This is a genomic window from Rhodoferax antarcticus ANT.BR (assembly GCF_001938565.1).
GTDB lineage: Bacteria > Pseudomonadota > Gammaproteobacteria > Burkholderiales > Burkholderiaceae_C > Rhodoferax > Rhodoferax antarcticus.
This window is the reverse complement of the sequence record NZ_MSYM01000018.1, coordinates 237,025-250,159: the sequence shown is the minus strand read 5'-3', so window position 1 is coordinate 250,159 and position 13,135 is coordinate 237,025. Positions and strand designations below refer to the sequence as shown.

Here is a 13,135-nt window from a genome sequence, read left to right as displayed (position 1 = left end):
ATGACTTACTCACTTAACACCCTCAATGCATCCCGCGGCGACACGTCCAGAGCGCCGCGCTCCGGCCTGGGTCGCTTTGCCGATGAACTTTGGCTGGTATTGGCCTCTGCCGCCCTGGCACTGTGGCTGCTGGCCTTGCTGAGCTATTCCCCGCTTGATCTGGCCTGGTCCACGTCTGGGACAGGTGCGCCGCAACGCAATTACGCGGGCCAGCTTGGGGCCTGGCTGGCCGATGGCAGTTATTTCTTGCTGGGCTATTCGGTGTGGTGGGGTGTGGCGGCGGGTTTGCGCGTCTGGCTGTCGGCTTTGGCACGCTGGCTGCGCGGCCACGACAGGCCACTGGCACCTGGTGTGCCACTGGAATCAGTGCCACGGCCGGGGCGTGACCGGGCGCTGTTCTGGCTGGGTCTGGTGCTGCTGCTGTGTGCCAGCGCGATGTTGGAGTGGACGCGTTTTTACAGCCTGGAGGCGCAACTGCCCGGCCATAGCGGGGGCGTTTTGGGCTATTTTGTGGGGCCGCTGGGGATGCAGTTGCTCGGCTACACCGGCTCGGGGCTGGTGGCCATAGCCACTGGCGTCATCGGCTCGTCGCTGGTGTTTGGGTTTTCCTGGGGACAGTTGGCCGAGCGGCTAGGCGCCTGGATGTTCAGCCAGATCGATACCCGGCGCGAAAAGATCGCCCTGGAAGAAGACGTGGCCCTGGGCCAGCAGGCCGCACAGGCGCGCGCCGAAGTGCGGGTGGAAGAGCGCCAAGACATGGCTGGGCCGCATCCCAAACCGGTGGTCGTGATCGAGCCGCTGCTGGCCGCAGTACCCAAGAGCGACCGGGCGGTCAAAGAGCGCCAGAAGCCGCTGTTTCGCGAACTCGATGGCAAGCTGCCACAGGTCGATTTGCTCGATGCAGCCCTGTTGCGCCAGGAAACCGTGGCACCCGAGACGCTGGAGATGACCAGCCGCATGATCGAGAAAAAGCTCAAAGACTTCGGTGTGGACGTGTCCGTGGTGCTGGCGCAGCCTGGCCCGGTGATCACGCGTTATGAAATCGAGCCGGCCACGGGGGTTAAAGGTTCACAAATTGTGGGCTTGGCCAAAGACCTGGCGCGGTCTTTGAGCCTGGTGTCGATCCGTGTGGTGGAAACCATACCGGGCAAGAACTACATGGCGCTGGAATTGCCCAATGCCAAGCGCCAGACCATCAAGCTCAGCGAGATTCTTGGCTCCAAGATCTACAACGAAGCCAAATCCATGCTGACCATGGGTTTGGGCAAAGACATCATCGGCAACCCGGTGGTGGCTGACCTGGCAAAAATGCCGCACGTTTTGGTGGCTGGTACCACGGGTTCTGGCAAGTCGGTGGGTATCAACGCGATGATTTTGAGCCTGCTGTACAAGGCCGAGGCGCATGACGTGCGCTTGCTGATGATTGACCCCAAGATGCTGGAGATGTCGGTGTATGAGGGCATTCCGCACCTGCTGTGCCCGGTGGTCACCGACATGAAACAGGCGGCCAACGGCCTGACCTGGTGCGTGGCCGAAATGGAGCGCCGCTACAAACTGATGAGCAAGATGGGCGTGCGCAACCTAGCGGGCTTCAATACCCGCATGGACGACGCCAAGGCGCGCGGCGAGCTGATTGGCAACCCGTTCAGCCTGACGCCTGAAGCGCCCGAGCCACTGGAGCGCCTGCCGCACATCGTGGTGGTGATCGACGAACTGGCTGATTTGATGATGGTGGTGGGCAAGAAGATTGAAGAACTCATCGCCCGCTTGGCGCAAAAGGCACGGGCTGCCGGTATCCACCTGATTCTGGCCACCCAGCGCCCCAGCGTGGATGTGATCACCGGGCTGATCAAGGCGAATATTCCGACGCGTATTGCGTTTCAGGTCAGCAGCAAGATCGACAGCCGCACCATCCTCGACCAAATGGGCGCTGAAGCCCTGCTGGGCATGGGCGACATGCTTTACATGCCCAGTGGCACCGGCTTACCCGTTCGCGTGCATGGTGCGTTTGTCAGCGACGAGGAAGTGCACCGCGTAGTTGGCTACCTGAAAAGCCAGGGCGAGCCCAATTACATTGAAGGGATTCTGGAGGGTGGCACGGTCGATGGTGAAGACGGTGCAGGCACACTCGACGGCGGCGGTGGCGAAAAAGATCCGCTGTACGACCAGGCGGTGGAAGTGGTGCTCAAAAACCGCAAAGCCAGTATCTCGCTGGTGCAGCGTCACTTGAAGATTGGCTACAACCGCGCGGCTCGGCTGGTGGAAGACATGGAAAAGGCCGGTCTGGTCAGCAGCATGAGCACCAGCGGCCAGCGCGACATTTTGGTTCCGGCGCGCAACGAATGACAGGGCAAACCATGCAATTTAAACGGTTTTTTCTTGCTACAACTTTGATAGCTGCTACCGCAGGTAACACGTGGGCTACAGGCCTAAAAAGCTTGGAAGAGTTTGTCAAAACCGTGAAGACGGGCCAGGCTGACTTTACCCAGGTGGTGACCTCGCCTGCCAAAGACGGCCGGGTACCGAGAGTGAAAAAATCCAGCGGCCAGTTCGAGTTTTCCCGGCCCAGTCGTTTCAAATTCACCTACGTCAAACCTTTTGCTCAGACCATCGTCGCCGATGGCCAGACGTTGTGGCTGTATGACCAAGACCTGAACCAGGTCACCGCGCGCCTGCAGTCGCAGGTGCTGGGTTCAACCCCGGCGGCGCTGATTGCCTCTGCCGCTGATTTGAAGGCGCTGCAAGCCGACTTCGCTCTGGCCGATGCGCCTGACAAAGATGGTTTGGAGTGGGTAGTAGCCACGCCTACCGCCACAGACGGGCAGTTGCAGACGGTGCGTGTGGGCTTGAAAGCCTCAGCCAACGGAGCGCCGACGCTGGAAGTGCTGGAAATTCTGGACAGCTTTGGTCAGCGTTCGGTGCTGAGTTTTTCGGGCTTTCAGGTTAACCCGGCTTTGCCTGCCAACGCGTTTGACTTCAAGCCGCCAGTTGGCGCAGATATTCTCCGGCAATGAGGTAGGTCACCGCCGACGCTGCTTCGTCTGGTGCCTACATCAGAATCAGGCCTATTTTTAGCCTAGACTTGATCTAGTTTGGGCTGCAGCTTGGCGGTCAACGTCGACAATAGCCAGTGTTTCAGATGAATTGGGTACCGTCGATACCGGTGTCAAGTTCGCTGCCACCAGATTGACCCCCACCAGCTCGTTCCCATGTCTTCGCCTTTGAAATCGGATCGACTGTCCAAAATCAGGTCATTGTTTGATGACTACATCGCGCAGTACGCCACGCGCGACGACCGGCTGACGGCGCGATTCAGTGACAACTTCAGTGGTTACACCGGCGGGGGGAATTTCCTCGTCAAGGACCGCGCCGAGTGGGTGAAGATCACCCGACAGGATTTTTCCCAGGTGACCGAGCCGTTGCGTATCGACATGATCGACATCGCCTTGCAGGACCTGAGTCAGGATGTGGTGGTGGTGACGGCCTTTTTCCACATTCACTTGCCCGGTAACGAAAGTGTGCTGTCCAAGGAGACGGCAAGGCTGGTGCTGATCTTCCGCCTTGAAAACGAGGATTGGAAAATTGCGCACAGCGGTATCTCGATTCCTTACGCTTTGGTGCAGGCAGGTGAGGTCTACCCCCTCAAAGGATGACAGGATCGCAACACTGAGCTGGGGGCCTTGGTGACGCAGCGCACCCAAGAGCTTCGGGAAAGCGAGGCGCTGTACCGTTTGCTGACAGAAGAAGCCCTGGACGTAATCTGGAAGACCGACCGCGATCTGCGCATCACCTACATCAGCCCGGCTGACGAGCGGCTGCGCGGTTTCAAAGCAAAAGAGGTGATTGGCCAGCAGGTGTTTGACCTGTTTACCGAGGACGGTGTGGCCTCGGTGAAGGCGCTGATCGAGAAGAGATCTGAAGGGGCACCGAGCCGTACCGCACCAGACGAATACCTGACCTTTAACGCGCAGCATCGGACCAAAAACGCAGGGGTTTTGTGGGGCGAAGTTATCGCCAAGCGAGACTTTGACGCGCGCGGCGAGATCGTGGGCTACCACGGCACGACCCGTGAATGCACCGATCGGGTTCGCCTGGAAAGCGAAGTTCGTCAACTGGCTTTTTTTGATCCGCTGACGAATTTGCCCAATCGGCGGCTGCTAGATGACCGACTGCGCCAGAGCATCGCGGTGATCAAGCGAAGTGGCAACTATGGCGCGGTGATCGTTCTCGATCTGGATAACTTCAAGATACTTAACGACCTGCACGGCCACGACGTGGGCGATTTTCTGTTGCTTGAGGTGGCCCGGCGCCTGGTGCACTGTGTGCGCCAGAAGGACACCGTGGCGCGTTTTGGCGGTGACGAGTTTGTGGTGATCCTGGATGAGTTGAGTACCGTCAAGCTAATGTCCCTGCGCCAGGCCACTGAAGTAGCCGAGAAAATCCGCAACAGTCTGGCTGCGCCCTATCTTTTGAAGGTCATGCAGACGGATCAGGCTGAGGCCGTAGTTCAGCACCAATGCTCTGCCAGCCTGGGTGTGGTGCTGTTCCTGGGTCAGGAAGCCAGCCAGCATGATCTCCTGAAATGGGCGGATAACGCCATGTACCAAGCCAAAGCTGCAGGCCGCAACGTCATCCGGTTTTCAGACCGCTGAGGTATCTGGCGGCGGCACCCAAGAGCAACACTGTTGACAAAGCCTTCGCCAGCTTAAAAGGAGCGAACTTTGGTGATGGCTTCACGCGTGATCCTCCATTCGTTGGCAACAAATTTCAAGGCTCAAACGTGTCGCTTTAGGCAGCCGGGTAGGCTTTGAAATCCTTGTTGTTACTGGTTGAACCGCAGTGGGTGACTGCCGGTCCATCCTGCCGTCATTTGGCCACAGCGGGCACCGCAGTCGGCGCTAAAGCCGGTACAGGCTTGCTGGTGACCGAGGTTTTGGCCAGATCCTGTTTTTTAAGCACCATCATTTCGGGCATGGCCAGGCTGCAGGTCAGGGCACCGTCCTCATTATCGGTACCACCCGCAAGCGCAGGGACCTCGGTTTGCAGGGGGCGCAATTCCAACGCTTGCAGTAATGTGCCATTGGCGGCCAGCACACGGGCTTTGGCCAGCTCGAGATCGTATTGGGCGTTAACCAGCGCGCGGCGCGCCTCATAGAGCTCGTTTTCCGTATCGAGCAAATCCAGCAAGGAGCGCTGGCCAATGTCGAATTGCTGGCGGTAGGCTTCACGCGCCTTGGCGGTGGATAGCTCGTGCTGTGCCAGCAGGCTTTGCTGAGACTCCAGGCGGGAGACATCGTTCAGCGCAATCAACGATGTCTGGCGCACGTCGCGGCACTGTTTGTCGCGCAGGTCATAAGCGGCGTTCAGTTTGGCGGCATATTGCTTCACCCGTGCCGAGTCAGAGCCGCCGTTGTACAGGTTGTAGTTCATCACCAATTCAATAGCGCGGTCACGGTAAGTGCCGTTCTGGCCCTCACGGTTGCGTTCGATGGCCTGGCTGAGCCGCAACTCGACGGTTGGCCAGTAGCTGGATTTGCGCAACTCAACATCAGCCCGGTAAGCTCGGATGGTGGACACGGCGCTGAGAAAGTCCGGGTTTGTGCGCACTGTTTGGGCCACAAAATCGGCTCTGGCTGGCAAAAAACTACTCAGTTGTGGCACCGGGTTCATGGTGGCAACTGGCTCTTCGCCCACCAACCGGTGGTAGCGTGCTGAAACATCATGTAGGTTGCTGACTTCTGTCAACCAGTTGGATTCAGCCAGTGCCATTCTTCCAGAAGACTGCTCCGTATCCACTCGCCGACCCACGCCAGCGTTGGTGCGCTCGGTGAGTCGCTCGTTCACGTCGCGGTGGCTGGCGTAGTTCTCTTCGGCCAACCGCACGAGTTCGCGGTAGCGCAACACGTCCACATAAGCACCGGCGGTTTCCAGAGCAATCTGGTCGCTGGTTGAAATCAGGTCGTAGTAAGCCGCCATACGGCTGTGCCCCAGGCGGCGCACGTCGCTTGCGACGGCGAACCCATCAAACAATGTCTGGCGCAACTGGATCACGCCGAGGGAATGGTTGTAGCTGTTGTAGTCTGCAGAGCCAGGCGTTTTGGAGCTTTCGCGACCCGCGGTCAGATTCAGATCAACCCGTGGTCTCCAGCCGCCTTTGGACGCGTCTTGTTCGCTGGTCGCCGCCAAGAAGTTTTCGTTCTTGACCATCACCTCGGGGTTTTTAAGCACGGCGCGCTCAACCGAATCTTTCAGTGTGATGGCACTCTGGCCCCAGGCCATGCCAGTGGTGACAAGCGCGACAGCAAATGCCACGAGAGATGGTTTGAAATACATGGTGTACCTTTCAAGATAAGTTATTCTCAGCAACTCATGACTGACCAATCAAGGGTATGACCGTCTACCCAGTGCAACGACTGCGGATTTTAGGGTTGCAATTTGTAACAGACCGACAGCATGCGTGACCTATTGCACAAAGTCTGCCATTTTTTTATCGGGCTCACGGTCGTGCTGGCGGTGGGCGCAGCGCCTGATGCCGACACTTTGCAAGCTTCCTATGTCAAACAGTGGCCTCAAGGCGACCTCGTCAAGTTTCGAGCTTGGCGTGAGTTAATTGCTTCGGCTGCTGCCTTACAAGATGAAGAACGGCTCAAGCAGGTCAACCAGTTTTTTAACCGGAGCGTTGTCTTTGCCGACGATGTCGCTGTGTGGGGTCAGCCGGACTACTGGGCCACACCCTTCGAGACGATGGGCCGGGGTGCTGGCGATTGTGAGGACTTTGTGATTGCAAAGTTTTTCACGCTCAAGCTGATGGGCGTGCCGGTAGAAAAATTGCGGCTGATTTATGTTTACGCGCGCACAGGCTCTGGCGCGGCAGCACCTCGGCAGGCGCATATGGTGTTGGCGTTTTATGCCACACCCGAGGCGGAGCCAGTGGTGCTGGACAACCTGCTGGGCGATGTGCGCTTGGCCTCAGGTCGCCCGGATTTGACGCCGGTGTTCAGTTTTAACACGCAAGGTATTTTTGCCGGAACCAGCAGCACCGTGGTTGCGCCCGCTCAGGGCGCGGGCCGCCTGTCGCGCTGGGAAGATTTACTCAAGCGCGCGCGCGCAGAGGGCTTTGAATAGTCCGATTAGAAACAGGAGTTGACCCCCATGTCCATGTACCGCCAACTGTGGCTTGCCATCATCGTCAGCACGTTGCTGGCGCTTTGCGGCAGCATGCTTGCTTCAATGCTCAGTGCACGCAGCTATCTGCAGTCGCAGCTGTCAATCAAGAACGCTGACAACGCCACTGCGCTGGCTTTGTCGCTCAGCCAGAGCAACCCCGACCCGGTGATGGTGGAGCTGGTCGTCTCGTCTATGTTTGACCGCGGCCACTACGAGCGTATCAGCGTGACTGACCCGGCGGGCGCGGTGATGGTGACGCGGGTTGCGACCGAGGTTGACTTGAACGCACCGCGCTGGTTTGTGCGCGCGTTGCCGATCCATGCCGACCCGGGCTTGGCTCAAATCAGCAATGGCTGGAAGCAGTTTGGCACGGTCACCCTGGTCAGCCACAGCCGGTTTGCCTACGCGGCGCTGTGGAAAAGTGCACAACAAGTGGCACTGGCATTGATCCTGGCAGGGTTGGTTGGCGGCTATTTGGGCTCACTGGTGCTCAGGCGTTTGCGCAAGCCACTGGATGCGGTGATTGGTCAAGCCAATGCGATCACCAATAGAAGGTTTGTGACAATAGAAGAACCCGAGGTGCCAGAACTGAAACAGCTGGCATCCGCCATGAACGCGACCGTCAAACGTCTGAAAAGCATGTTTGAGGAGGAAGCTGCCAGGCTGGACAAGGTGCGCCAAGATGCCAACTGTGACCCGCTGACCGGCTTGGCGAATCGAAGTTATTTTCTGGCGCGGCTGCGTGAAGCGTCCATAGCCCAAGACTCTGCTGGCGAATCCGTCATCATTGCTAGGCTGGCCAACTTGGCCGTGGTTAATCAGACGCTGGGCCGGGCGGCGACCGACGAACTGTTGTGCCGTTTCGGGAGCGCCTTGGAAGAGGTCGCCGCCCTGCACCCGGAGGCGTTGGCCGCGCGACTCAATGGTGCCGACTTTGCTCTGCTGCTGCCGGGCACCAGTCGGTTTGAACTGACAAAAGTCGCGAAAAATCTTTTGTCCGCGCTGACCTCGGCCACCGGCGCCTTTGTCCCGGATAAAGCAACCACTTGGCTAGGCGGTGGCTATTTCCCGCCTGGCATGGAGGTGGACAACATCCTGGCGCAGGTTGATACTGCCCTGGCCGCAGCCGAACTGGAGGCGCGTGATGGGCTGCATTTTTGTGGTGGCTACGACAATGAGGCGCTGCCAAAAAGCGCCAAGGATTGGGCCACCATCATCCAAAGGGCGCTGAGCGAGAAATGGGTTCGACTGGTTTCCTTCCCGGTGATGACCCTGGAGGGTGGTTTGATACACCGCGAATGCCCGTTGCGGCTGATGTTTGATGCCCACGGCGAGTGGCATCCAGCCGGGTATTTTTTACCCGTCGCTGAGCGCTTGAAGCTCACCCCACAGCTGGACTTGGCTGCGGTTGAACTGGGCTTGACCGAACTTGAAAACAAACCAAATCTGACCGGTCTGGCGATCAATTTGTCGGCGAGTTCAATCCAGTTGCCGGAATTTCGCGCCAAATTGCGTAAGGCGTTGTTGAGTCGGCCTGGCACATCACGCCTGTGGCTAGAAGTCTCTGAGGCGGGGGCGCTGGTGCACTTCGAGGCGTTTCGCGCCCTGTGTCTGGAGCTGCGCGATCTGAAATGTCAGATAGGTTTGGAGCACTTTGGCCGCCAATTCAGCGAGTTTGGGCGCTTTCATGATTTGGGGCTTGACTATCTCAAGGTAGACGCCAGCTTTATTCGCGGTATCCACGCGAATGCGGGCAATCAGGCATTCTTGCGTGGACTCTCCGCCATTGCGCACAGCATTGGCCTCACAGTGATTGCAGAGGGTGCTGCCAGTGCGGATGATTTGCGGGCCCTGAGTGCTGTGGGTTTCGATGGGGCTACCGGCCCAGTGGTCACGGACGTCGCCTTGGCTTGACCCGCAGCCGCAAGCTTCAACCTACGTGGCCATACACTGCAAGATGGATGTCAATGCCCAGTCAACGTGTGTCTTTTTGTGGAGCTTTTTCAAATGTTTCATGTGCTTCGTAGCCCTGACGGTTCCATTCAGCAAGTGTCCAAAGTGACCTTACATAACAGTGAGCCTTTGGAAGAAAGTGATCCAGAGCTGGGTGCTTTTTTGGGAAACGCGCCCCCGCAGCCGTCATTTGGTACGGCTGATGCGGAATTTGTTCGCGTGATTGAAGATTTGATTGATGTGCTGATTACCAAGAACCTCATCATGCACACCGACCTGCCAGCTGCAGCGCAGAAAAAACTCATGTTCCGCAAAGGCCTGCGAAGTCGTCTAAACGGGGCTTTAGATTTGCTGGATTCGGACGATAGAGTGATCTAAAAGCATATGATGAACGTTGAACCTGTGACCTTATGACCGCGCCAAACCTGAATCCGACCCCTGCAGGAAGCAGCCCGCTTGGGTCTTGGCATGTGGGTGAACACAGTGCCCATTTTGATCCGCTGTTGCAGTGCGTTGTGGCCATGGCGCGAATTTTTGGCACGACGACGACGGCCGAAGCCCTTTCAGCAGGTCTACCACTTGAAAACAACCTGATCACTCCAGCGCTGCTACCTAGGGCTGCTGCACGCGCCAAGCTGACTGCCAAATTGGCCAGACGCAAATTGGCGGATCTGCGCCCGGGTCTTTTGCCTGTCATTCTTCTCCTCAAAGACAACCAAGCTTGCATTCTGTTGGAGTGGCTGCCCGATGGCCAGGCACGGGTCAGGTTTGCTGAATCTGGCGAATCAGCTGATGTATTGTCCAAAGACGAGCTCGATGCGGTCTATGGCGGCATCGTCTTTTTTGTCCGCCCGGTGTTCAATTTTGACCAGCGCGCGCCAGATACCGGGCACATCAAATCCAGACACTGGTTTTGGGGCGTCGTGTTCCAAAACTGGCGCTTGTACCGCGACAGTTTGCTGGCCGCGGCTTTGATCAACCTGTTTGCGCTGGCCTTGCCGTTATTTACCATGACGGTTTATGACAGGGTCGTTCCGAACCGTGCGCAAGAGACACTGTGGGTTCTGGCGATCGGCGTTGTATTGATGCTGTTCTTTGATACGGCGCTGCGCACGGTCAGGGCTTACGTGCTGGACACGGCTGGCAAGAGGATTGACGTCACCCTATCGGCCAAGATCATGGGTAAAGTTTTAGGCATGAAAATGGCCGATCGGCCTGTATCTGTGGGGTCTTTTGCTGCAAATTTAAGAGCATTTGAGGCGGTGAGAGATTTTGTGGCCTCGGCTTCCATCACCACCTTGGTAGATATCCCCTTTGTTTTTGTGTTCTTTTTTGTACTCGCCTGGATATCCCCTTGGCTGATATTGCCGCCCCTGATCAGCATCATTTTGTTGTTGATCTCCGGCTTGTTGGTGCAACAAAAAATGCAGGAATTGGTGGATGTCACCCAACGGGCAGCATCGCAGCGCAACGCCACGTTGGTAGAAAGTCTGGTGGGAATTGAAACCATCAAAGTCATGGTGGCCGAAAGCAGCTTTCAGAGGAAGTGGGAGCACTCGACTATTTTTCTGGCGCAAAAGGGCAGCAAACTCAAATTTTTGTCAGCGGCCGTCATGAACTTTGCGCAGACCTTGCAGCAGTTTGTCACGGTCGCTGTATTGGTGGTCGGGGTGTATCTGCTGATTGACAAACAGGTCAGCATGGGCGGCATCATCGCGGCGTCCATGTTGGCTGGTCGGGCGATGGCACCGTTTGGCCAGGTCGCTGGACTGTTAATGCAGTTTCATCATGCTAAAAATGGCTTGGCATCCATTGAAGGTCACATGAAAACCCCGTCTGAGCGGGGCGGTGACGCCGCGTTTTTGCACCGAACACGGTTTCAAGGGCAGATCGAGTTCAAGAACGTAAGTTTTACTTATCCCGGGCAGCAGCAGGGTGCCTTGAACAAAGTGTCATTCAAGATCCAAGCGGGGGAAAAGGTGGCTTTGATTGGGCGCGTGGGGTCTGGTAAGTCGACGATCCAAAAGCTGATACTGGGCTTGCACCAGCCGACCGAGGGCGCCATTTCTATCGACGGCATCGACATGCGCCAAATCGATCCGGCAGAGCTGCGCCGGGCAGCTGGCTACGTGTCGCAGGACGTCAGTCTTTTCTATGGCTCATTGAAGGAAAACATTGCCTTGGGTGCGCCATTCGCGGACGACCAAGACATCATTGATGCGGCTGAGATCGCTGGCGTTGCGGAGTTCGCCAATCGACACCCGCAGGGGTATGACATGGCCATCGGCGAGCGCGGCGAGTCTTTGTCAGGGGGCCAGCGACAAGCGGTGGGTATTGCTCGCGCGGTTTTGAATGATTCGCCTATTTTGCTTTTAGACGAGCCAAGCAGCGCCATGGATCATCAAAGCGAAGATGCCTTGAAAACCAGATTGCGGCGTTTTTCCGCTGGGAAAACAGTTGTTTTGGTGACCCACCGAAACGTATTGCTTGAGATGGTCGACCGGCTGATCGTGATCGACAACGGTCAAATCATGGCTGACGGCCCCAAGGCACAAGTGGTTGAGGCGCTGCAAAGTGGCCGCATCGGGAAGGCCGCATGATGGCTTACGACACACCTGCAGCCAAAAGTTCAGGAGTTTGGTCCCGGTTTTACGGCTTTGTCTCGGCGCAAATAGATGCGTTTTTGCTTATGCTGATGGGCAAGCAGAAGGAGCTGGACGGCGACTTTGATGCCAACGCAGACTGGGCTATCGCTGAGCAGACACCGCGCGGCGCACGTCTGCTCATTTGGCTCGGTGCGATTGCCTTTTTTGTGTTGATCGTTTGGGCGGCACTGGCTGATTTGGATGAGGTGACGCGCGGTGAGGGCAAGGTCATTCCGTCGCGGCAAGTCCAGATTCTGCAAAGCCTTGACGGCGGCATCATCTCGGATATTTTGGTCAAAGAAGGCCAGACTGTCAAAATCGGTGACTTGTTGGTGAAAGTTGACCCCACGCGAATGGTGTCGTCATTGCGCGAGAACCAATCCCAATACCTGTCGCTGCTGGCCAAGGCGGCTCGACTGAAGGCGATTGCAGAGGGGTCCAAGTTTTTACCGCCAGCAGAAGTCGTCAAGGAAGCCCCTGAAATTGCCGAGCAGGAACGCAATCTTTTTGAGTCGCGTCAGGCAGAGCTTGAAGCTGGCATGGCGGTGGCCAGGCAGCAGTCGGTGCAGCGATCACAGGAACTCATTTCTGTGCGTGCACGGCGCGAACAAGCTGCGCAAAGCTACTCCTTGACCGCCAGGGAACTCGAAATGACCCGACCGTTGGCAAAAACGGGGGCTATTTCTGATGTGGAGCTTTTAAGACTGGAGCGCGATGTGGCGCGCTATCGCGGCGAGCGCGACAGTGCTGACTCTGACATTCCCAGGCTGCAAGCGGCGGTGTCAGAGGCCAACAGAAAAATTCAGGAGACCGACCTGACGTTTCGCAACATCGCCAGATCTGAGTTAAGCGAGGTCAACGCCAAAATCAATGCGTTGTCGGAGGGCAGCACTGCGCTTGAAGACCGTGTGAAACAGACCGAAATTCGCTCGCCTGTGAATGGAACCGTGAAACAACTCAAAGTCAACACGGTGGGTGGGGTGGTGCAGCCGGGCAAAGACATCATTGAGTTGGTGCCCTCTGATGACGCTTTGATTCTAGAAACCAGAGTCAGTCCAAGAGACATCGCTTTCCTCAAACCTGGTCAGAAGGCGATGGTGAAGTTCACCGCCTATGACTACGCCATCTATGGCAGCCTTGAGGCGGAGTTGGAAGTGATCGGCGCTGACAGCGTGCTGGATGACAAAGGCAACGCTTTCTTTTTGGTCCGAGTGAGAACGCTGTCAACCACCATTGGCCCGCAAAAATTGCCGATCATCCCTGGCATGATGGCCGAGGTTGACATTCTGACGGGCAAGAAATCGGTGTTGACCTATCTTTTGAAGCCGATTTTGAGAGCCAAAGCGATGGCCATGACAGAGCGATGAATT

10 protein-coding genes are annotated in these 13,135 nt (G+C 57.1%); 9 read left to right on the top strand and 1 reads right to left on the bottom strand.

Annotated features, from left to right (window positions below):
* The 4 genes from BLL52_RS17320 to BLL52_RS17305 all read left to right on the top strand — a co-directional run bounded on the left by BLL52_RS17320 (position 1) and on the right by BLL52_RS17305 (position 4,652).
* Entirely contained in the window at positions 1 to 2,346 is a 2,346-nt protein-coding gene (locus BLL52_RS17320) for a DNA translocase FtsK (RefSeq protein WP_075587891.1), read from the top strand.
* Between the two features lie 11 nt (positions 2,347 to 2,357).
* Positions 2,358 to 3,014, top strand: coding sequence for an outer membrane lipoprotein periplasmic chaperone LolA (gene lolA / locus BLL52_RS17315; protein WP_075588034.1), 657 nt, complete (start codon positions 2,358 to 2,360; stop codon positions 3,012 to 3,014).
* Positions 3,015 to 3,209: 195 nt separating this feature from the next.
* Positions 3,210 to 3,653, top strand: coding sequence for a nuclear transport factor 2 family protein (locus tag BLL52_RS21085; protein ID WP_075587890.1), 444 nt, complete (start codon positions 3,210 to 3,212; stop codon positions 3,651 to 3,653).
* 30 nt (positions 3,654 to 3,683) lie between these two features.
* Complete coding sequence (locus tag BLL52_RS17305) at positions 3,684 to 4,652, top strand: sensor domain-containing diguanylate cyclase (RefSeq protein WP_198930651.1); 969 nt, start codon at positions 3,684 to 3,686, stop codon at positions 4,650 to 4,652.
* A 214-nt stretch (positions 4,653 to 4,866) separates the two neighbouring features.
* Here the strand turns inward: BLL52_RS17305 and BLL52_RS17300 are convergent, their stop codons facing one another.
* Complete coding sequence (locus BLL52_RS17300) at positions 4,867 to 6,333, bottom strand: TolC family outer membrane protein (protein ID WP_075587888.1); 1,467 nt, start codon at positions 6,331 to 6,333, stop codon at positions 4,867 to 4,869.
* Positions 6,334 to 6,453: 120 nt separating this feature from the next.
* On the opposite strand from BLL52_RS17300, the gene BLL52_RS17295 reads away from it, so the two are divergent.
* The 5 genes from BLL52_RS17295 to BLL52_RS17275 all read left to right on the top strand — a co-directional run bounded on the left by BLL52_RS17295 (position 6,454) and on the right by BLL52_RS17275 (position 13,132).
* Positions 6,454 to 7,125: a transglutaminase-like cysteine peptidase gene (locus tag BLL52_RS17295; RefSeq protein WP_083634028.1), complete on the top strand. Its 672-nt coding sequence runs from the start codon at positions 6,454 to 6,456 to the stop codon at positions 7,123 to 7,125.
* A gap of 27 nt (positions 7,126 to 7,152) precedes the next feature.
* Entirely contained in the window at positions 7,153 to 9,081 is a 1,929-nt protein-coding gene (locus tag BLL52_RS17290) for a bifunctional diguanylate cyclase/phosphodiesterase (RefSeq protein ID WP_075587887.1), read from the top strand.
* A 93-nt stretch (positions 9,082 to 9,174) separates the two neighbouring features.
* Positions 9,175 to 9,498: a hypothetical protein gene (locus BLL52_RS17285; RefSeq protein ID WP_075587886.1), complete on the top strand. Its 324-nt coding sequence runs from the start codon at positions 9,175 to 9,177 to the stop codon at positions 9,496 to 9,498.
* Positions 9,499 to 9,530: 32 nt separating this feature from the next.
* Positions 9,531 to 11,720 carry a type I secretion system permease/ATPase gene (locus tag BLL52_RS17280; protein ID WP_083634027.1) on the top strand — a complete coding sequence of 730 codons (2,190 nt, stop codon included), beginning with the start codon at positions 9,531 to 9,533 and terminating at the stop codon, positions 11,718 to 11,720.
* Complete coding sequence (locus BLL52_RS17275) at positions 11,720 to 13,132, top strand: HlyD family type I secretion periplasmic adaptor subunit (protein WP_241839247.1); 1,413 nt, start codon at positions 11,720 to 11,722, stop codon at positions 13,130 to 13,132. Before BLL52_RS17280 ends, BLL52_RS17275 begins: the two co-directional genes overlap by 1 nt.
* The last annotated feature ends 3 nt before the right edge of the window (positions 13,133 to 13,135 follow it).